Source organism: Calditrichota bacterium (assembly GCA_014359355.1).
Classification (GTDB): Bacteria; Zhuqueibacterota; Zhuqueibacteria; order JANLFK01; family Oleimicrobiaceae; genus Oleimicrobium.
Genome location: JACIZP010000190.1, coordinates 1 through 19,188, shown reverse-complemented (window position 1 = coordinate 19,188; position 19,188 = coordinate 1). Strand labels below are relative to the sequence as shown.

Here is a 19,188-nt window from a genome sequence, read left to right as displayed (position 1 = left end):
TGCACACAGCATACCCTTCCTGTGTAAACCGAGGGCACGCTTTGTTTACGACCCTCTACTGACCGCTCCGCGTTTCCTACTTGCCAGCGCTTCCAGAGCCGAGCGGGTGGACCTATGGGGAGCTGAGCCCTGTTGTCCCATTGCCCGCGGGGCAGCCTCAGTTTTTGTTTGATTTTCACGGCAAAATGCGCTATCTTGCCAAGCAAGCTGAGGCAGGAAGGCTACAGTGGAGATATTGCAAGACATTACATTGGGGCGCTACTACCCGGTCGACTCGGTTGTGCACCGGCTGGACCCGCGTACCAAGTTGGTGGCAAGCGTCTTGTTGATGATAGGTCTGCTGTTGACGGATGCTCCGGCGGTGACCGCCATTTGGGGCATGCTCACCTTTGCAGTGGTCTTAGCAGGGCGCTTGCCATTGCCGCTTGTCCTACGCAACTTGCGCGCGTTTGTCTGGCTCTTCCTGCTGACGATGATTGTCCATTCATTCTTCACCGCGGGAAGCGTCTGGGCGAAGCTCCCGCTGGTAGGGTGGACGCTGACCAGGGAAGGCGTGCGGAACGGCCTGCTGTACTCCTTTCGGCTTGCGGTGTTGGTGGTGATGGCGGCGCTTCTGACGCTTACCACCTCGCCCATCGAGATCACCGACGGTTTGGAGAGGCTCATGCGTCCGATGCGGCGCGTGGGAGTGCCGGTTCACGAGTTGGCCATGATGATGTCGTTGGCCCTGCGCTTTGTGCCCACCCTGCTGGAGGAGGCCGACCGCCTGCAGAAGGCGCAAGTGTCGAGGGGGGCAAGTTTCGAGGGGAACGTAGTGCAGCGGGTGCGGAGCGTGTTGCCGCTTATTGTGCCCCTTTTCGTCTCTTCGTTTCGCAGGGCGGACGAGCTGGCACTGGCCATGGACGCACGTTGCTATCGCGGCGGAGAGGGGCGCACCTGCTACCAGCTGCTGCGGTTGCAGCCCATCGACTATGTGGCAATGGCCGTGAGTGCCGGGCTGGTGGCCCTCGCCGCGCTTGTGTAGAGCTTGCATGACGCGGAACCTGAAGATTATCCTCGAATACGACGGCACCGACTTTTGTGGCTGGCAGCGGCAACCGGGGGTGCGTACCGTGCAAGGGGAGCTGGAGCGTGTGCTGGAGCAGCTGCTGCAGCATCCGGTGAGCCTAACTGCAGCAGGGCGGACAGACGTGGGGGTGCATGCGCAGGGGCAGGTGGTCAACTTCTTTACCGAGCGCCGCATACAGGCAACTCGTCTACTGCGGGGGCTCAATGCGCTCTTGCCGCCCGATGTCCGTGCCCTGGAAGTGGAGGAGGTGCCTGCGGGCTTTCACGCGCGTTTCAGTGCCTTGGCGCGCGTTTACCGCTACCGCATAGCCACCAGGCCGTACGCCATCGGCAGGCAGTACGTCTGGTACTACCCGCGGCCCCTGGACCTGGAGCTCATGCGCCGCGCGTTACAGCCGTTGCTGGGGGAACACGATTTTCGTTCCTTCTGCCGCGCAGAGGCCGCACTGCCCCACTACCGGTGTTGCGTTGAAGAGGCGACCTGGTCAGAGTGCCAGGGCGAGCTATGCTTCGACATTAGGGCGAACCGCTTTCTGCATGGCATGGTGCGCACTATTGTCGGCACCCTGGTGGAGGTTGGCCGCGGCAAGATTCCGGCGGAAAGCGTAGGGCAAATGTTGGAGGCGCGAAATCGCCGTGTGGCTGGGCCCACTGCGCCCGCTCAAGGGTTGTGCCTTATGCGCGTGGTCTACCCCACGGATCTGGAAGCGGAGGTTTCTGGTGAGCGACTCAACGGAACGGAGGAGTCATGAAGCTATTCATCGACACGGCTAATGTCACCGAGATTAAGGAGGCGGCCAGCCTCGGCATTCTCGATGGCGTTACTACTAACCCCACGCTCTTGGCTAAGGAAAAGGGGGACCCGAGGGAAATCCTAGCGCAGATTTGCGCCATTGTTGATGGGCCTATTAGCGCCGAGGTGGTGAGTCTGGACGCCGAGGGAATTGTCCGGGAAGGACGCGAGCTGGCGGCCATTCACGACAACATCTACGTGAAGATCCCGGCCACCACCGAGGGGTTGAAGGCCATCCGTCGCCTGCGGGCCGAGGGCATTCACACCAATGCCACCCTGGTATTCAGCCCTATGCAGGCGCTGCTTGTGGCAAAGGCTGGCACCAACCTCGTCTCGCCCTTTGTTGGCCGCCTGGACGACGTCAGTCACGTCGGCATGGACCTGATAAGCGACATCCTGACCATTTACGAAAACTATGGCTTTGACACCGAGGTAGTGGTGGCCAGTATCCGCCACCCGCTGCACGTGGTGGAGGCGGCGCTCATGGGAGCTCATGCGGCCACGGTGCCCTTCAAGGTCATCGAGCAGCTCATGAAGCACCCCTTGACCGACATCGGCATCGAGAGGTTCCTGCAGGACTGGGCCAAGGTGAAGAAGCAGTAGGGTTGGGCGCGCGGATGCGGTGAGAGGCCGGAAGCGGAGGCGAAGAGGCAACGCATGGCCGTCCCGGAACTCCACGACCTGACAGAGTTCTTCAAGCTCTCGGCGGTATTGAACTACCAGCTCACCGCTCGTGGACCGAATTGGAACGCCGTGTTGCGTACCATTCTCGGCAAGAAACAGATGGACGCCGCTGGCCGCGACGTTCTACGCGCGCTGTTGGACGCCCTGTGCCGCATGTACGGCCAGCAGCGGCGCCGGCTTGGCTCACCCATGATCATCCATCCTCTCCGCGCGGCGGCAATGCTGGCGCGCGTGCTGGAAAGGCCGAACGTGTTGGACTTGAGCACGGTCCTTTTGCACGATCGGTTCGAGGACGTGAGCCCCGAACAGTTCGCTGCCACCGAATGGGCGGAGTTGGATCGAGAATTCCAGGAGCTCATCGGCTTCCTCCCTGAGGTAGACCGGTGGTTCCTCATGGAGCGGCTTCACTGGCTGACCAGGAGGCCCTCGGAGAGCTACTATCAGTACGTGGGACGGATGCTCACCGAGGCCGCAGCCACCCCGGAGGTGATCCGCATCAAGTTGGTGGATCGCCTGGATAACACCTTGGACATGCGCATCGACGTGGACGATCCCCTGGAAGAGGTCGACTTTTTCGAGACAGTGTTTCAACTCCTTTTTGCCAACTACTACCGCGGCTATCACCCCCAAGAACCTCACCCGCCGCCCTCGGCGCTCAACGGCGCGCAACGTCTCTATCAGCTGTTCAAGAACACGGTGCTCATGTCCATCTTGCGTCAGCGGGGCATGTGCCGGGACGACGAGCCGGCGCGTCAGTTGTTCGACAACCTCGCGCACGCCAGCATGAAGGAGGCGCAGCGCATCATCCTGCACATCATCGCCTACCACCAGACCTCGGTGCCCGAGGTGCGGAGGCTGATGATGGAGACGATGGACTATGTGCAGCATGGGGGAATCGATGCGGTGACGCTCCCCATGCCCGGTTCGCGGTTGGACGGGCTATTCATGTCTCGGTTCGGCGACTCCGACCGGCGCTCCCTCGATGAGAAGCTCAGGGACCTTTACCAGGACAAGCCGCTGATGATCGAGGCGGCCCTGGCGTTCATCGTCATCTTCCTCAGCTTCTTGGATGACCCGGACTACTATGTGCGCGGCATAAACGAGCAAGGCATTCATCCTCAGGCACCGACGTAGGGGCAGAGGTAGATTGTCGCGCGCGTTGGACGTCCAGGGTCTGCTGCCCCAGGGTGGCGCCAGTGGTTGAGCCTGCAGCAGTGCTTCGTCGCACGGGCGCAACCCGGCACGGGGTACCGAGCCGAACGTCTGGACTGGAGGCCATATGACAGCTCAGGCGCAGATGGTGGCAGTCTTTGTCCTCTATCTGATCTTTCTTGTGGCGTGGGGGGTGTACCAGGGACGGAAGGTGAAGACCGGGCTGGACTTTACCATTGGCGGGCGCCGTCTGCCCGGATGGGTGGCTGCACTTTCGGAGCGGGCCACGGGTGAGTCCTCCTGGGCGCTGCTTGGCCTGCCTGGCTTTGCCTACGCGCAGGGTTTGACGAGCATTTGGACGGCCGTGGGCTGCGTCGCCGGGATCCTGGTGGCATGGATGGCGCTCTCCTGGCGCCTGCGTGCTGAGGCGGAGACGTACCAGGCACGCACCTTTGCCGACTACCTGGCGCGCCGCCACGGCTCTTTGCAGGGGAGCATCCGCGCGGTGGCAAGCCTTACCATTGTCTTCTTTTTCTTCTTCTACGTGGGCGCACAGTTCTTGGGCGGTGGCAAGGTCCTCTTCACCCTTTTCCATCTCGACCCACGATGGGGGATGCTGATCACGGCCCTGGTCATCACCCCTTATTGCGTGTATGGAGGTTTCCGCAGTGTCGTCTACACCGACGTCGTGCAGGCGCTCTTGATGATTGGCACCTTGGTCATTGGGCCGGTGGTGGGCATAGTAGCTATCTCGGGGCGGCCAGGGGTTTTCGCCTCTACCATTCCGGCTGCCCTGAGCAAGGCAGGCGGGGGATTCGGCTCACTGACTGGCGCGGCGGGTGGTTTTGCCGCTGGTGTGGCAATTGTGGGTGGCCTGTCCTGGTTTTTCGGCTACCTTGGAGGGATGCCCCAGCTCAGCCTCCGCTTCATGGCCATTCGCGACGCCGCCCAGGCCCGTCGCGCCAGGTGGGTGGGGCTGGTCTGGACGCTCCTCGCCTATGCCGGGGCCCTCAGCCTTGGCTGGGTCGGCCTGGCACTTTTCGGGCCCAAGGGTCTGGCCGACCCGGAGTATGTGATGCCCGCGGTGTTGCGGGCCATTCTGCCGGCACCACTGGCCGCGCTGCTGACGGTTGGGGCAGTGGCGGCGATGATTTCCACCGCAGACTCTTTGTTGGTCGTGGCTTCCACCGAGCTGTCGGAGAATCTCTTGGGGCCTCTGTCCAGGAAGAGCTCAGCGGGCGAGGCAGGGTCGCTCCGCCAGGCGCGGCTGGTGACCGGCTGCCTGGCGGCTATCGCGCTGGTAGTCGCCTACCTCACGCCCAGCACCCTCATCTACGATTTGGTGGGCTATGTGTGGGCAGGGGTCGGGGGCACGTTTTCAGTGGTGGTCCTGGCTACTTTGCTGAGCGAGCGCTTCCATGCACGGGCGGCGCTCATTACCATGGTGGCCGGGTTGGTGTTCACCGTGGTGTGGATACGCACCGGTATGGAGGGGATCATCACGTCGCGGGTCATGACCTTCGCCGTCGCCGCGACGGTGGCAGCGCTGGCTTCGCTCTTCGTCCCACCGGCAACGAGTCCTCAGAAGGCGGCATGAGTGGTCCGACCGCAGATCTCCCGAGGTTGCTCTTGCCGGCCGGATGCCAGGAAGGCAAGGAACAGGCTGCCCAAGAGCGGAGTGAGCATGGCATCTGAGGGGCCTCTTTCTTCCACAATCAAGCTTCATCGCGGGAAGCCGACACTCTTCATCAACGACAAGCCCCAGCCGCCGCTGCTCTACGCCCTGACCGACGTGCCCGGTGGACGTTGGAGTTGGGAGGAAGTGCCGCAGCACAACCTCAGGCTGTTCGCCAACTTGGGCTTTCGGTTGTTCCAGGTGGATCTCTTCCTGGAGCACCTGTGGTTCGAGAACGGGCGCTTTGATCTGAACCTGGCGCGGCGGCAGATAAAGGGCGTGCTCGATGCTTGTCCCGGGGCGGCGGTGTTTATTCGCCTGCACGTGAACGCGCCCCGCTGGTGGACAAAGGCTCACCCGGAAGAGTGGACGCAGTATGCCGACGTGCCTGTCACCGTTGAGGACGAGGCAGGCTTCCACCGCATCATCGAGTACGACAACAGTCCGGTCAATCGCGTGAGTTTGGCCTCGCACAGGTGGCGGCAAGAGGCGAGCGAGAAGGTAGTCCAGTTTTGCCAAGAGCTGGCTGCTACCGACGAAGGCAACGCCCTGGCCGGGTTGCACATGGCCTGCGGCGTGTACGGCGAATGGCACTACTGGGGCTTTTTCCGGAATGAGCCGGACATTGGCCCGGCGATGACCGCGCACTTTCGCACCTGGCTGAAGGGAAGATATGGCACTGACCAGGCCTTGCGTGCGGCATGGCGCTCCAGGCGTGTGAGCCTTGATTCTGCTCGGGTGCCTGGTTACGAGGTGCGCGCTCAGACCAAAGCGGGTCTTTTCCGGTCGCCTGCAGAGGAGCGTTGGGTCATCGATTACTATCGCTGCCAGCAGGAGTTAGTCGTTGAGACGATTGTCCATTTCTGCCGCTTGGCCAAGCAGAATTGGCCACGCCCATTAGTCACCGGAACGTTCTACGGTTATCTGTTCCCAATGTTCGGGCGCCAGGCAGCGGGTGGTCATTTGGAGCTTGGGCAATTGCTGAGCTCACCCTGGGTGGACTATCTGAGCGGGCCGCAGTGCTATTTCCCCTTCTCCACCGAGCCGGGCGGCGCCTATCGCTCGCGCAGCCTGCTGGAAAGCTGCCGCCTGCACGGCAAGCTGTGGCTGGACGAAATGGACCAGAAGCCCGACCTCATCTGGGATCCGCTGGCGCCTGGTTATCGGGGGTCGGGCGAGGCGAGCGTTGCGCTGCTGCGGCGGAACTTGGCTGCCACCCTCACGCGCGGACATGGTTTGTGGCTTTACGACTTTGGGGTGGGCTTTGCCAATACGGGCTGGTGGGACCACCCGCTGCTGGCCGAGGAGCTGAAGAGGTTGCATCAGCTTTACGCGTCGCGCCTCGAGGAGGACTTTGACAGCGACGCCGACGTGCTGGTGGTCTATGACACCGAGGCCTTTTACTACCTTGCCACCACGCCGCAGGCCGACCCGGTCAGCCAGACCCTCATGGACGAGACGACGCTGGCCATTCACCTCAGCGGTGCAGTGTGTGATCAGATCCATCGCGCGGACCTGCGCCAGGTGGACCTGGCCAAGTATCGCGTGGTGGTCTTTGCCAACCTGTTTGTGCTGAACAAAGGCGAGCGCGAGTTCATCAACGAGCGCGTGGCAAGAGATGGCCGCAGTGTGGTCTTTTTCTACGCGCCAGGTTATTGCGACGGCAGCACGCTCAGCATCGGTCACGTGCGCGAGGTGACAGGAATGGCGCTGCGAGAAAGCGAGGCCCAACCGGAGCTGATTGTCGTTCATCCCGGCTGGCCCGCAGAGCGGGTGCGGCTGAGCGTGGAGGCGGTGCGGCCGCTCTTCGTTGTCGACGACCCCCAGGTGCAGACGCTCGGGGTGATGGCCGACAGTCTTGAGCCTGCTTTTGTGCGCAAACAGGGGGCGGAAAGTGTGCGCTGGTACTGTGCGTTGCCCATCACCAGCGCATCGCTCATGAGGAAGTTGCTGGCGGAGGCGGGTGCCCACATTTACGGCGGGGGTGGCGATGTGTTCTACGCCGGACATGGCCTGCTTTGTATGCACAGCAAAGAAGGGGGGAGGCGCGCGGTGCGGCTCAAAGATGGCACTTCGCTTACCATCGACTTGCCCAGCCCCGGAACGGCAATCCTGGACGCCCGCACAGGTGCGCTGCTTATGGCGTAGAGCGGTTGTGTACGGGGAACCAGCTTGGCTGAGAGACGAGGAGGCGTTATGGAGGCATACGATGCGATAGTGACCAGGCGGAGTGTGCGCGCCTTCACTTCCCTTCCGGTTTCCCCTGAATTGGTCAGGAAGCTGTTGGTTGCCGCCATGTCTGCACCATCTGCTGGCAACCAGCAGCCTTGGCACTTTGTGGTCGTGCGGGCGCGGGGCACGCTCGAGGCTCTCGCCGAACTGTTGCCCCATGGCAAGATGCTCGCCCATGCGCCTTTGGCCATCGTCGTCTGCGCAGACCTCCGCCTTGAGCTGCACCCCGGCTATTGGGTGCAGGACTGCTCTGCGGCCACGGAGAATCTGCTGCTGGCCGCGCACGCCATGGGACTGGGCGGCGTGTGGGTTGGCGTCTATCCGCGCGAAGAGCGCGTGGCTGGGGTGCGCGAGCTATTCGGCTTGCCCGACGAGGTGATCCCCTTGTGCATCGTGGCCCTTGGCTATCCGGCCGAGCCGATTGGCGGAAAAGAGAGGTACAAGGAAGGGCGCGTCCACTACGAGCGCTGGTAGGGGAGTTTGCCGGAAGCCGCCTGCGGCGCCTCCGCACAGGCCGTTGTGCAAGAAGGTGATTGAAAATGATGGGAAGTTTTGCTATCTTTACGCGTCCTTTGTGGCAGAAAGGTGCGATGCCAGGTCCCCTTGGGAAAATGGCTCTGGAGCCTTGATGTTCCAGCGGCCAGTCACAGAGCTGATAAGGACGCGCCGTTCGTGTCGGACCTTTGCCAGGCGGGGCATAGAGCACGAGACGCGCGAGGCGCTTTTACGCTATCTCGAGCAGCCAATCCCCGGGCCATTCGGTAGCTCGGTGCGCCTTGGCCTGCTTGAACTTGGGGAAGGCCAGAGGATCGGGGCGCGACTTGGCACCTATGGAGTAATTCGTGGGGCGCGAGGCTTTCTGCTTGGCGCGGTGCGGCGCAGCGCCATGGATCTGGAGGATTTCGGGTTTGTGTTTGAAGCGGCCGTGCTCAAAGCCACGGAATTGGGCTTGGGCACCTGCTGGCTGGGCGGCACTTTCAAGCGAAGCTCCTTCGCCGCAGCGCTGCGCCTGGCTGAGGATGAGCTGCTGCCTGCAGTGAGCCCGGTGGGTCACCCAGACGAGCGCCGCAGTATGCTCGATGTGGCCTTCAGGGCAGTGGCCAAGTCGGCGACGCGCAAGCCCTGGCAGGAGCTCTTCTTTGCGGGCACGCTCGCGCAACCCCTGACGCCTGAGGAAGCAGGACCCTTCGCGACCCCTCTGGAGATGGTACGCCTGGCGCCATGGGCTTCCAATCGCCAGCCGTGGCGGGTCGTGTGGGACGGGGAGCAGGGCGCGTTTCACTTCTTTTTGCAGCGGACTCGTGGCTATCGGGTGCCAGGAGCGGTCGACCTGCAGCGGGTAGACATGGGAATTGCCCTCTGCCATTTTGCTCTCGCGGCGCAGGAGATGGGGCTACGCGGTCGGTGGCAGAGGTTGTCCACCGCGCCATTGCCGGGGACGTTGCACTACATAGCTTCTTGGTGCCCAGCGGACGCAATTCCCTGTGCTTCGGGAGTCACGCGATGACACGACAAACGCACAAGACCAGTGCCTGGGGGCAGCTGACCACTCCATCCGGGGTCACCTGGCTGGGCCTGGGCACCAACTGCTTCTTTTCGGCCGCCAAGATTGTGGCGGGACTCTTGTTCCGCAGTCAGGCGATCTTGGCGGACGGGTTGCACAGCATTTCGGACATGGCCACTGACGTGGCGGTGCTGGCCGGTCTGAGAGTGTCACGCAAACCGGCCGACGAGGCGCACAACTATGGCCATCGGCGGGCGACCACCTTGGTGACCCTATTTGTGGGAGCAGCGCTTCTGCTGGCCGCCGGGTGGATCGGCTACACGGCCGTGGTCACCTTGCGGGAGGAGCACAGTGCCGTGGAGGGGTTGATCCCCTTCATTATCGCTGCTGCCTCGGTGCCGGTCAAGGAGCTGCTCTACCAGCTCACGAAGCGCGTGGGGATAAGAGTGTCGGACAGCTCGCTGGTGGCTAATGCCTGGCATCATCGTAGCGACGCCTGGGCGTCGGCTACTGCCGCCCTGGGGCTCGCCGTGGTGACCTTTGGAGGGCCAAGCTGGGCATTCGTCGACCACGTGACGGCGCTGGTGCTTGCGGCCTTCCTGGTGGTGATGGCCGCCAAGATCATCTGGAGCAGCGGCAGCGACTTGATGGACCGCGCGCCAGATGACGTGACGCTGGAGAGCATCAGAAAGGCCGTGGCGCAGACGGCAGGGGTGCGCAGCTTCCATGGCATTCGCGCGCGGCGTGTGGGCGACATGGTGGAGATGGACGTCCACGTCCAGGTCGACCCCCAGCTCACGGTCAGCCAGGGGCACGACATCGCTCGCTCCGTGCGCCAGCGTGTTGTGCAGCAGAACCCTCAGGTCAGTCAGGTCATCGTGCATGTAGAGCCATCACCGGAACATCCAGACGAGCAGAGTTGACTCTACTGAGGAGGGCGTACCATGGACAGGCTGTTGGTGAAGCTCATGGCAACGGCAATGGTGGGGATCATAGCGACGGTTGTTGCCGCCGAACAGGGAGGCACGGTGATCAAGCTCCCGCCGCCGCAAACGGAAGGGGGCATGCCACTCATGGCAGCGCTCAAGGCGCGGTGTAGCTCCCGCGCCTTCAGCAGCAAACCGCTCCCCTTGCAGGTCCTGTCCAACTTGCTGTGGGCGGCGTGCGGGGTGAATCGTCCAGAGTCCGGTAAACGGACGGCGCCAACGGCACGGAACATGCAAGAGATCGACGTCTATGTGGCGCTGGCGGAGGGCCTGTACCTGTACAATGCCAAGGAGCATGTCCTGGAGCCGGTGTTGATGCAGGACTTGCGGGCCGCTACCGGTCGACAGGCGTTTGTTGCCGAGGCGCCGGTCAATCTCATCTTCGTGTCTGACTATGACAAGATGGGAAATATCCCCACCGAGGCGAAGGATTTTTACTCTGCCACGGACACTGGCTACATCAGCCAAAACGTCTACCTTTTCTGTGCCTCGGAGGGGCTTGCCACGGTGGTGCGCAACATGGTGGACAAGCCAGCCTTGGCAGAGAAGATGGGACTTCGGCCCACGCAAAAAGTGGTTTTGGCGCAAACGGTGGGGTACCCGAAAGAATAGGCTCTCCTGGGCTCTGCCCAGCCAGAAGGAGAAGGCAACCATGGGCAGGTTGGCGCGTGGTTTTGCAATGTTTGTGGCCGGCTTTGCCGCCGCCACGGTGCTCGTCTCACACTGTGGGCAGGAGCGTTCCATGGGCAATTCTACGCCCGCTTTGGAGGTGGCGCAGACAGCGGCACAGGTGACGAGCGAGGTCGACTCGGCAGCGCTGCGCCGCCAGTGGCAGATCACCGCCTCCCGCGAGAACGCCATCACCAAGGCAGTGGCGAAGGCCAGCCCTGCGGTCGTAGGCATCAACGTGATTCAGGTGCGGGAGTACCAGCGCGGGGGCCTGTTCATGGATGACCCCTTCTGGGACTTTTTCTATCCGCGCCGCTACCGGGAGCGGGTGCAGAGCCTCGGTTCCGGCTTTATCATCTCGCCGGACGGCTACATCGTCACCAACGAGCATGTGGTACACAATGCCGTGGAAATCGTTGTCACCCTGTGGGGCGGCAAGCAGTACAAGGCACAGGTGGTGGGCAGCGATTTCATCACCGACATCGCGCTGCTGAAGATCGATGGCAAGGACCTGCCCACCGTGAGCTTGGGCGATTCCGACGACGTCATCCGCGGCGAGTGGGTGATCGCCCTGGGCAATCCTTTCGGCCTCTTCAACATCAACTCCGAGCCCAGTGTGAACGTCGGGGTCGTGTCCAACGTCAACATGGACTTTGGCGAGCAGAATGGCCGGGTGTACCAGGACATGATCCAGACCGATGCGCAGATCAACGGCGGCAACAGTGGCGGACCCTTGCTGAACAGCCTCGGCGAAGTGATCGGCATGAACACCTGGATCATCTCCGGCAGCCGTGACATGAGCGGCAACATCGGCATCGGCTTCGCCATTCCGGTCAATACGGTCAAAAGGATCGTGCGCGAGCTGCGCGACAAGGGGCGCGTGGACCGCGAGTTTTGGACGGGCCTGGAGGTGGACGAAATCAGCAGCATGGTCGCCTTCGCGTTAGGCCTCGGCGCGCGCCGTGGGGTGGTGGTGACCGATGTGGCCAACAACAGCCCAGGCGAACGCGCTGGCCTCAAACCAGGAGACGTCATCCTGGAGGTGAACGGCAAGGCGGTGCGAACCCCAGACCAAATCATGTCGCTAATCAGCGAACAGGACCTCCGCCCCGGTGACAAGCTGCGCCTGAAGGTCTACCGCCAAGGCCGGACTTTTGATGCCGAGGTGAGACTCGAGCGGCCGCCGCGCTGACAAGGAGGCGTGAATGATTGCCCGCTACACCCGCCCGCGCATGGGCGCCATCTGGAGCGACGAACACCGCTTCGCCACCTGGCTGGAAGTGGAGACGGTGGTCTGCGAGGTCATGGCCGAGTTGGGTCAGATTCCACCTGCAGCGGCACAGGCCATCCGCAGCAAAGGGCGGTTCGACGTGGCCCGCATCAATGAGATCGAGCAGACCGTCAAGCACGATGTGATAGCCTTCCTCACAAACGTTGGGGAGTATGTCGGCGAGGAGGCTCGCTACCTGCACCTGGGCCTCACCTCCTCGGACCTTCTGGACACCTCGCTGGCGCTGCTCATGCGCGAGGCCGGCAAGGTCCTCCTGGAGGACTTGACAGGTTTGCGGGCAGCAGTGCGCAAGCGGGCGCTGGAATTCAAGCACACCCCGTGCATTGGCCGAACCCATGGAGTCCACGCTGAGCCCATCACCTTCGGGCTCAAGTTGGCCATGTGGTACGACGAGCTCGGCAGGGCGCAGCTCCGCCTGGAACAGGCGGTCGAGGCCGTGTCGGTGGGCAAAATTTCCGGTGCGGTGGGTACCTTTGCCTACCTTGACCCGCGGGTCGAGGAGTTAGTGTGCGCGAGGCTGGGCCTTCGCCCTGCCCCCGTGTCGACGCAAATCGTCCAGCGCGACGTGCATGCCGAGTATCTTTGCACTTTGGCCCTCATCGCCTCGTCGCTGGAAAAGTTCGCCGTGGAGGTGCGCAACCTGCAGCGCACGGAGATCCTTGAGGCAGAGGAATACTTTTCCCCGGGCCAGAAGGGTTCGTCCGCCATGCCGCACAAGCGGAACCCAATCACCTGCGAGCGCATTGCCGGCATGGCGCGCATCGTGCGCGGCAATGCGCTGGCTGCTTTGGAAAATGTGCCGCTCTGGCACGAGCGCGATATCAGCCATTCCAGTGTCGAGCGCGTCATCATTCCGGACAGCACGATCATTTTGGACTACATGCTCGCCACCTTCACGGACATCGTAGACCGGTTGGTTGTCTACCCGGAGAACATGTTGGCCAATCTGCACAAGACCGGGGGCTTGATCTTCTCGCAGGCCTTGCTGCTTGCCTTGGTCAACAAAGGGGTATCGCGGGAACAAGCCTACCAGTGGGTGCAAACGAATGCCATGACCGCCTGGCGTACCGGGGGCGATTTCCGCCGCCTGATCCTTGATGACCCGCAAGTACGCAGCGTTCTCTCTGAAGAGGAGGTGGAAAGGTGCTTCGATCTCAACCATAGCCTCCGTCATGTGGACCATATCTTCGCCCGCGCGGGGCTGGAGTGAGCCACAGCGCGGGGTACAAGCGCGAACGAGGAGGATGCATTGAAGAGAGACAAGAAGCTCTACGAAGGCAAGACCAAACGCCTTTACACCACGGATAACCCCGATTTGCTGATTCAGGAGTTCAAGCACGAGGGGGTGGCCGCCAATGGCGAAAAGACCGCGACCATTAAGGGCAAAGGGACGGTGAACAACCGTGTCTCTACGCACCTCTTCCGCTACCTGGAGAGCTATCACGTACCCACCCACTTCGTCAGGCAGCTCTCTGACACGGAGATGGTGGTGAGACGGTTGGACATCATCCCGGTGGAAGTGGTGGTGCGCAATGTCGCCACAGGCGGTCTGGCGGAGCGCTTCGGCGTCGAGGAGGGCCAGGACTTGTCCCAGCCGGTGGTCGAGTACTACCTGAAGGACGACGAACGCCACGACCCAATGATCAACGAAGACCATGTGGTTGCCTTCGGTCACGCCTCGGCGGGCGACCTTGCGCTCATTCGTCGCACTGCGGTCAAGATCAATGCGGTGCTCAAGGACTTTTTCCTCCGGCGCAATCTGAAACTGATGGAGATCAAGCTCGAATTTGGGCGGGCCAAGGGGAAGGTCCTCCTTGGCGATGAAGTCTCTCTGGACACCTGCCGCCTCCAGGATTTGCTCTCCGGCGAGCAGCTGGACCGCGACCGTCTTGTGGGCAACCCAGCCAAGGCTGAAGAAGTGTACCAGAGGTTGTGCGAACGCATCGTGGGTTGAGCTGAGCAAAGGCTCGCGGCGAGAGAATTCAGGTGGCGAGAGAAGGCATAGGAACCGTGCTGGCCAGCGCCCTCATGGCGCTAGTGGTCACTGCGGGCGCGGCGGTGACTGGCGCGCCGGGACTGGTTGTGCTCACTGCGCTGTTGTGGCTCGCGGTGGGGCTCGTGGTGTATTTTTTTCGCGATCCGCCGCGTCATCCGCCCCTGGGTGAGAGCCTTGTGCTCAGCCCCGCCGACGGCCGGGTGGTAGTGGTGTTCAAGGAGGAGGCGCGGGAGTTCCTCTCTGGGGAGGTGTGGCGCATCGCGGTCTTCCTCTCGCTGTTGGATGTCCATGTCATCCGCTCGCCCATTACCGGGCGGGTGGGGTACTTCCGTTATCAAAAGGGACGCTTCGCGCCGGCGCGGCGCGAGGAGGCCGGGCAGCTCAACGAGCAGGTGGTGCTTGGCATCGAAGGCGGCCAGCATAAGGTGTTGCTGCAGCTGATTGCCGGCGTAGTTGCCCGCCGCGTCGTTTGCCATCCACGCGAAGGGTGGTGCGTCGAGAAAGGGCAAAGAATCGGCATCATCAGATTCGGCTCGCGCGTCGAGCTGACAGTGCCGGGCGACGCCAGCGTGCAGGTGCGGCTCGGCCAGAAGGTACGGGCGGGGGAAACTGTTATCGCGAGGATCGGTCGTGAATAAACGGGCCTTGCTGGCGGATGTCTTTACCGCCCTCAACATGTTGTGCGGCTTCTTGGCCATCCTTGCGGCGGCACGCGGCTGGTGGGAGCGGGCGCTGTGGCTCGTGTTCGTTGCAGCCATCTTCGACGGCCTGGACGGCAAGTTTGCCCGCGCAGCCCGCTCCGGACAGACCAGCGACTTTGGCCTCCAGTTGGACTCGCTTTCGGATGTGATCTCCTTCGGCGTGCTGCCAGGAGTATTGGCGTATGAAATCTTTCTCAAAAAGCTGGGCGTGGCCGGCGTGGCCACCAGCTTTCTGCCCGTACTCTGCTCCGCCCTGCGGCTGGCGCGTTTCAACGTGTTGAGCATGTCCGGCAGGAGCCCTTTCTACGTGGGACTGCCGGCTCCTATGGCAACGCTCACCATTTGCGGCTTCATTTGGATGGATGCCCTGCTTCCAGACGTCATCGGCGGGCTGCGCCTACTTCCCGTCGTGGTAGCTGGGGTCTCTCTGCTCATGGTGAGCAGGCTTCCCTATGACCGGATGCCCCATTTCGCGTTCAACCGCGGTGCGGCGAATACGGTTAACCTGCTCATCTTTCTTTTGGGCCTGGTGTTCATCCCTCTGTTCCCCAGATATGTGTTCTTCCCGCTCATGATGGTCTATGTGGTCTCGGGCATCGTGCGCGGCCTCCACAGCGGCCCACGCGAGCAATCCGCCCGGGACAAGGATGCTGAGGCAAGCAAGAGAGAAGCGCTATGAGACGACGGCCTCTGGGGTTCTACGCACTTATCCTCCTCTTGGGGGCAGTGATTGGGAGTATTTTGGGGCAACTTGTGGGGATGGTCGTACCGGAGGGGGTCGTCAAGGAGTTCTTGACGCGCAGCGCCAACATTGTCACGCTGAGCCCAACCACCGTCGGTCCCGAATGGCTCCACTTTACCTTCGGCCTGCACCTGAGCATCAATGCATGTGGAGTCATAGGTGTCATCATTGCCGCCTACATCTTGCGGCTGGTGCGCTAGGCTCAGCGGGGAGGTGAAAAGCCGTGCTCGGAGGAGCGATCGGGCCGTGGGAGCTCATGGTAATCATGCTGGCCGTTTTGATTCTGTTCGGCTCGAAACGACTGCCAGAGCTCGCCAGGGGGCTTGGCAAGGCCGTGCAAGAGTTCCGCAAGGCCGCGGAAGAAGTGAGGCAGGAACTCGACATCAGCGACCGGGATGACGAGCTGCAGGGCTGAGGAAGTTGTCTCGGCTGCGATCCCGTGGGTGCCGACCGCGCGAGGGCCGGCGCCTGAGAGAAATGCGGAGGTCAGTATGTTGGCTGGAATGATTGGCCAGTGGGAGCTTCTGCTCATATTCTTTGCCATCTTGCTGCTTTTTGGAGCAAAGCGGCTGCCAGAGTTGGCGCAAGGTTTGGGCAAAGGCATTCGCGAGTTTCGCAGGGCGGTGAAGGAGCCCCCCGAGGGCAAGAGTCAGAGGAAAGGCAAAGTCAGTGCCCCTCCCGAGGATCAAGGCGGGCGCAACTGATCGGTGTCGGTTTGCGTGGTGGCTGATCCGCTCCAGGGTGACTATGCCTCGTTGCGGCCGCTCCTCCTTCGGCGCGAGGTGTCCTGTGTCGAGGTGGTTGGTGCCTGCCTGCAGCGCGTTGCGCAAAGCCCACTCAATGCCTTTGTGAGCATTTGCCCGGAACAGGCCCTGCGGCAAGCCCACGCCGTGGATGCCCGCATAGCGCGCGGCCGCGCAGGAATGCTGGCCGGACTCGTTATCGGGGTCAAAGACAACATCCATGTCCGCGGGTGGAAGACCACCTGCGCCTCCCGCCACTTAGCGGACTATGTTGCGCCGTTCCATGCCACTGTCATCAGGCGTCTCCTGCGTCAGGATGCAATCCTCCTTGGCAAGACGAACATGGACGAGTTCGCCATGGGCTCTTCCGGCGAGTCGTCCCAGTTTGGGCCGACGCGCAACCCTCACTGCCTGGAGCGCGTGCCCGGAGGTTCATCCAGCGGCTCCGCAGCGGCGGTGGCGGCGCGTGAAGTCTTGGCTGCTTTGGGCTCCGACACCGGCGGCTCCGTACGTCAGCCTGCCTCTTTTTGCGGCATCGTAGGCCTCAAACCCACCTACGGCCGCGTGTCGCGCTACGGACTGGTGGCGTTCGGTTCGTCCCTCGACCAGATCGGCCCTCTGACGCACTCGGTGCGGGACTGCGCCTTGTTGCTGCAGGTCATTGCCGGGCACGACCCCCATGACGCCACCTCGAGCAGGCTGCCCGTTCCGGACTGGCAAAGGGAACTCGATCATGGCGTCAGGGAGCTGCGGCTCGGGCGGCCGGTCGAGTATTTTCAGCCACCGCTCATTGCGGAGGTTCGGGACGCCGTCGACGCCACCCTTGCGAAGCTTGTGGGACAGGGTGCTGCCGTGGAGGAAGTCAGCCTGCCACACACCGATTGCGCCGTGGCGACCTACTACGTGACCTGCACGGCCGAGGCGTCGTCCAACCTGGCGCGGTTTGACGGCATGCGCTACGGCACTCGCGTTGCCGCGCAAGACCTCGACGAGACGTACGCCGCCACGCGCACGCTCGGATTTGGCACGGAGGTCAAACGCCGCATCCTGCTGGGCTGCTTTGTTCTGTCCGCTGGGCACTACCAGGCTTACTATGACAAGGCGCAGCGCGTGCGCACTCTGATCGCCCAGGACTTTGCCCGGTCTTTTGAAAAGGTGGACTGCATTGTGACGCCGACTGCGCCGACCACGGCCTTCCGCATGGGTGAGCGCACGGTGGATCCGCTCACCATGTACCTTTCCGACGTCTACACGGTCTCGGCCAGCCTGTGCGGTCTGCCTGCCATTTCGGTGCCGTGCGGGCGAGACGCCAATGGGCTGCCGATCGGCCTGCAGATCATCGGCAGACCGTTCGACGAGGGCACGGTGCTGCGCGTTGCTCGCGCTGTGGAAATCGCTTGGGCACAACGATGAAAAGCAGCGGCGATTCTCGCTCTCCGAATCGCAGACCGTGGCCAGCGGCGCGGAGTGATTTGTTCTTCCCAGGGCGGCCCGGCCACCTGCCAGGGGGTAAGAGTCGTGGCTGAAGCATTCGAGCCAGTCATCGGGCTGGAGGTGCACGTGCAGCTCCTCACCGCCAGCAAGCTCTTCTGCGGCTGCAGCACGGCCTTCGGCGCGCCCCCAAACACGCATGTCTGCCCCGTGTGCCTGGGCCTGCCAGGTGCGCTACCCGTGCTCAATCGACGGGCCCTGGAGCTTGCCCTGCGCGTGGGCCTTGCCTTGGGCTGCGAGATCGACCGCCACTGTCGCTTTGCCCGCAAGCATTACTTCTACCCCGACCTGCCCAAGGGCTACCAGATCACGCAATTCTGGACGCCGCTCTGTCGCGGCGGCCGCGTGGAGTTTGAAGTGGACCGGACGCCACACAGCGTCCGGCTACGCCATGCCCACCTTGAAGAGGATGCGGGCAGGTTGGTGCACGCCGAGGCCTATGTGGCCGAAGACGAGACGCTGGTAGACCTTAATCGCTGCGGCGTGCCGTTGGTGGAAATTGTGACCGAGCCCGATCTGCACTCGCCCCAAGAGGCGGCCTGCTTCGTGGCGGAGCTGCGTCGCCTGGTACGCTGCCTGGGCGAGAGCGATGGGCACATGGAGCGCGGGAGCCTGCGCTGCGATGCCAATGTGTCCATCCGTCGCAAGGGCGCCCTGGACAAGGCCGTTGCCACCGAGATTAAGAATCTGAATTCTCTGCGCGCATTAGAGCGGGCGCTCGCGGCCGAGGTCGCGCGTCAGCTTGCCCTGCGCGGCCGAGGGGAGGCAGTGAACCACCAGACGCTGTGCTGGGACGCCGCAGCCCAGACGGTGGCCCCTATGCGCGACAAGGAGTACGCCTACGACTACCGCTATTCCCCTGAGCCCGATTTGCCCCCGGTGCACATCCCTGAACGTTGGATTGCAAAGTTGAGGCGAGCCCTGCCTGAGCTGCCGCTGGCTCGCAAACGCCGCTTGGAGCGAGAGTACGGCATCCCCCCAGAACGAGCCTACCTGCTCACGGAGGACCCCAGACTGGCCGACTACTTCGAGGAGGTGGCCAAGGCGGTTGGAGTGCCGCAACTCGCCTGTAATTGGGTGACGGAGACGGTGGCGCGAACAGCTAAGGAACTCCAGGTTCCCATTGCAGAGTTCCCAGTACCGGCCTTTTCCCTGGCCAAGTTGTTGGCGCGGGTGCGCGATGGGGCCTTGAGCCACCACGCTGCCCGCCAGGTTTTTTCGGCGATGGTCGCCACAGGCCGACCTGTGGAAGAGCTGCTTGCCGCTCGAGAGGCATCATTGTCAAGGCGGGAGGTGAGCCGGGCTGTTGAAGAAGTCCTTTCGAAACACCCCGCCCTTGTGGCTCGCTATCAGCAGGGGAAACGGCAGCTTCTCGGTTTTTTCGTGGGGGAAGTAATGAAGAAATTGCCCAATCAGGCAGATCCGCTGGAGGTGCGAGCGCTACTCCACGAGCGCTTGGCG

General features: G+C 62.6%; 20 protein-coding genes. All 20 read left to right on the top strand.

Annotated elements, in window-relative coordinates; translation table 11 throughout:
* The first annotated feature begins 232 nt into the window (after positions 1-232).
* Positions 233-1,024, top strand: coding sequence for an energy-coupling factor transporter transmembrane protein EcfT (locus H5U38_08490; protein ID MBC7187056.1), 792 nt, complete (start codon positions 233-235; stop codon positions 1,022-1,024).
* Positions 1,025-1,031: 7 nt separating this feature from the next.
* Positions 1,032-1,820 (top strand): tRNA pseudouridine(38-40) synthase TruA, encoded by a 789-nt coding sequence (gene truA, locus H5U38_08485; GenBank protein ID MBC7187055.1) that lies wholly within the window; start codon positions 1,032-1,034, stop codon positions 1,818-1,820.
* Positions 1,817-2,464, top strand: a complete 648-nt coding sequence (fsa, locus tag H5U38_08480; protein MBC7187054.1) for a fructose-6-phosphate aldolase — start codon at positions 1,817-1,819, stop codon at positions 2,462-2,464. The genes truA and fsa overlap by 4 nt, the downstream gene beginning before the upstream one ends.
* A 54-nt stretch (positions 2,465-2,518) precedes the next feature.
* Positions 2,519-3,679, top strand: a complete 1,161-nt coding sequence (locus H5U38_08475; protein MBC7187053.1) for a hypothetical protein — start codon at positions 2,519-2,521, stop codon at positions 3,677-3,679.
* Positions 3,680-3,824: 145 nt separating this feature from the next.
* Positions 3,825-5,294, top strand: coding sequence for a sodium/proline symporter (locus H5U38_08470; protein MBC7187052.1), 1,470 nt, complete (start codon positions 3,825-3,827; stop codon positions 5,292-5,294).
* A gap of 87 nt (positions 5,295-5,381) precedes the next feature.
* Positions 5,382-7,520 carry a hypothetical protein gene (locus H5U38_08465; protein MBC7187051.1) on the top strand — a complete coding sequence of 713 codons (2,139 nt, stop codon included), beginning with the start codon at positions 5,382-5,384 and terminating at the stop codon, positions 7,518-7,520.
* Between the two features lie 48 nt (positions 7,521-7,568).
* Entirely contained in the window at positions 7,569-8,078 is a 510-nt protein-coding gene (locus H5U38_08460; protein ID MBC7187050.1) for a nitroreductase family protein, read from the top strand.
* Between the two features lie 154 nt (positions 8,079-8,232).
* On the top strand, positions 8,233-9,111 hold the full coding sequence (locus tag H5U38_08455; protein MBC7187049.1) for a nitroreductase family protein: 879 nt from the start codon (positions 8,233-8,235) through the stop codon (positions 9,109-9,111).
* A complete protein-coding gene (locus H5U38_08450; GenBank protein ID MBC7187048.1) occupies positions 9,108-10,031 on the top strand; it encodes a cation transporter in 924 nt (307 codons plus the stop codon). The genes H5U38_08455 and H5U38_08450 overlap by 4 nt, the downstream gene beginning before the upstream one ends.
* Positions 10,032-10,088: 57 nt before the next feature.
* A complete protein-coding gene (locus tag H5U38_08445; GenBank protein MBC7187047.1) occupies positions 10,089-10,706 on the top strand; it encodes a SagB/ThcOx family dehydrogenase in 618 nt (205 codons plus the stop codon).
* 40 nt (positions 10,707-10,746) lie between these two features.
* Positions 10,747-11,955 carry a trypsin-like peptidase domain-containing protein gene (locus H5U38_08440; protein ID MBC7187046.1) on the top strand — a complete coding sequence of 403 codons (1,209 nt, stop codon included), beginning with the start codon at positions 10,747-10,749 and terminating at the stop codon, positions 11,953-11,955.
* A gap of 13 nt (positions 11,956-11,968) precedes the next feature.
* On the top strand, positions 11,969-13,264 hold the full coding sequence (locus H5U38_08435; protein MBC7187045.1) for an adenylosuccinate lyase: 1,296 nt from the start codon (positions 11,969-11,971) through the stop codon (positions 13,262-13,264).
* A gap of 39 nt (positions 13,265-13,303) precedes the next feature.
* A complete protein-coding gene (locus H5U38_08430) occupies positions 13,304-14,008 on the top strand; it encodes a phosphoribosylaminoimidazolesuccinocarboxamide synthase (protein ID MBC7187044.1) in 705 nt (234 codons plus the stop codon).
* Between the two features lie 32 nt (positions 14,009-14,040).
* Entirely contained in the window at positions 14,041-14,688 is a 648-nt protein-coding gene (locus tag H5U38_08425; GenBank protein ID MBC7187043.1) for a phosphatidylserine decarboxylase, read from the top strand.
* Positions 14,681-15,430 (top strand): CDP-diacylglycerol--serine O-phosphatidyltransferase, encoded by a 750-nt coding sequence (gene pssA / locus H5U38_08420; GenBank protein MBC7187042.1) that lies wholly within the window; start codon positions 14,681-14,683, stop codon positions 15,428-15,430. The genes H5U38_08425 and pssA overlap by 8 nt, the downstream gene beginning before the upstream one ends.
* Positions 15,427-15,693 carry a DUF4321 domain-containing protein gene (locus H5U38_08415; GenBank protein MBC7187041.1) on the top strand — a complete coding sequence of 89 codons (267 nt, stop codon included), beginning with the start codon at positions 15,427-15,429 and terminating at the stop codon, positions 15,691-15,693. Before pssA ends, H5U38_08415 begins: the two co-directional genes overlap by 4 nt.
* 23 nt (positions 15,694-15,716) lie before the next feature.
* A complete protein-coding gene (locus tag H5U38_08410) occupies positions 15,717-15,908 on the top strand; it encodes a twin-arginine translocase TatA/TatE family subunit (protein MBC7187040.1) in 192 nt (63 codons plus the stop codon).
* Between the two features lie 76 nt (positions 15,909-15,984).
* Positions 15,985-16,197, top strand: a complete 213-nt coding sequence (gene tatA, locus H5U38_08405; GenBank protein ID MBC7187039.1) for a twin-arginine translocase TatA/TatE family subunit — start codon at positions 15,985-15,987, stop codon at positions 16,195-16,197.
* 51 nt (positions 16,198-16,248) lie between these two features.
* Positions 16,249-17,649 (top strand): Asp-tRNA(Asn)/Glu-tRNA(Gln) amidotransferase subunit GatA, encoded by a 1,401-nt coding sequence (gene gatA, locus H5U38_08400; GenBank protein ID MBC7187038.1) that lies wholly within the window; start codon positions 16,249-16,251, stop codon positions 17,647-17,649.
* Positions 17,650-17,754: 105 nt separating this feature from the next.
* The coding region (gatB, locus tag H5U38_08395) for an Asp-tRNA(Asn)/Glu-tRNA(Gln) amidotransferase subunit GatB (GenBank protein MBC7187037.1) at positions 17,755-19,188 on the top strand (1,434 nt) is incomplete at its 3' end.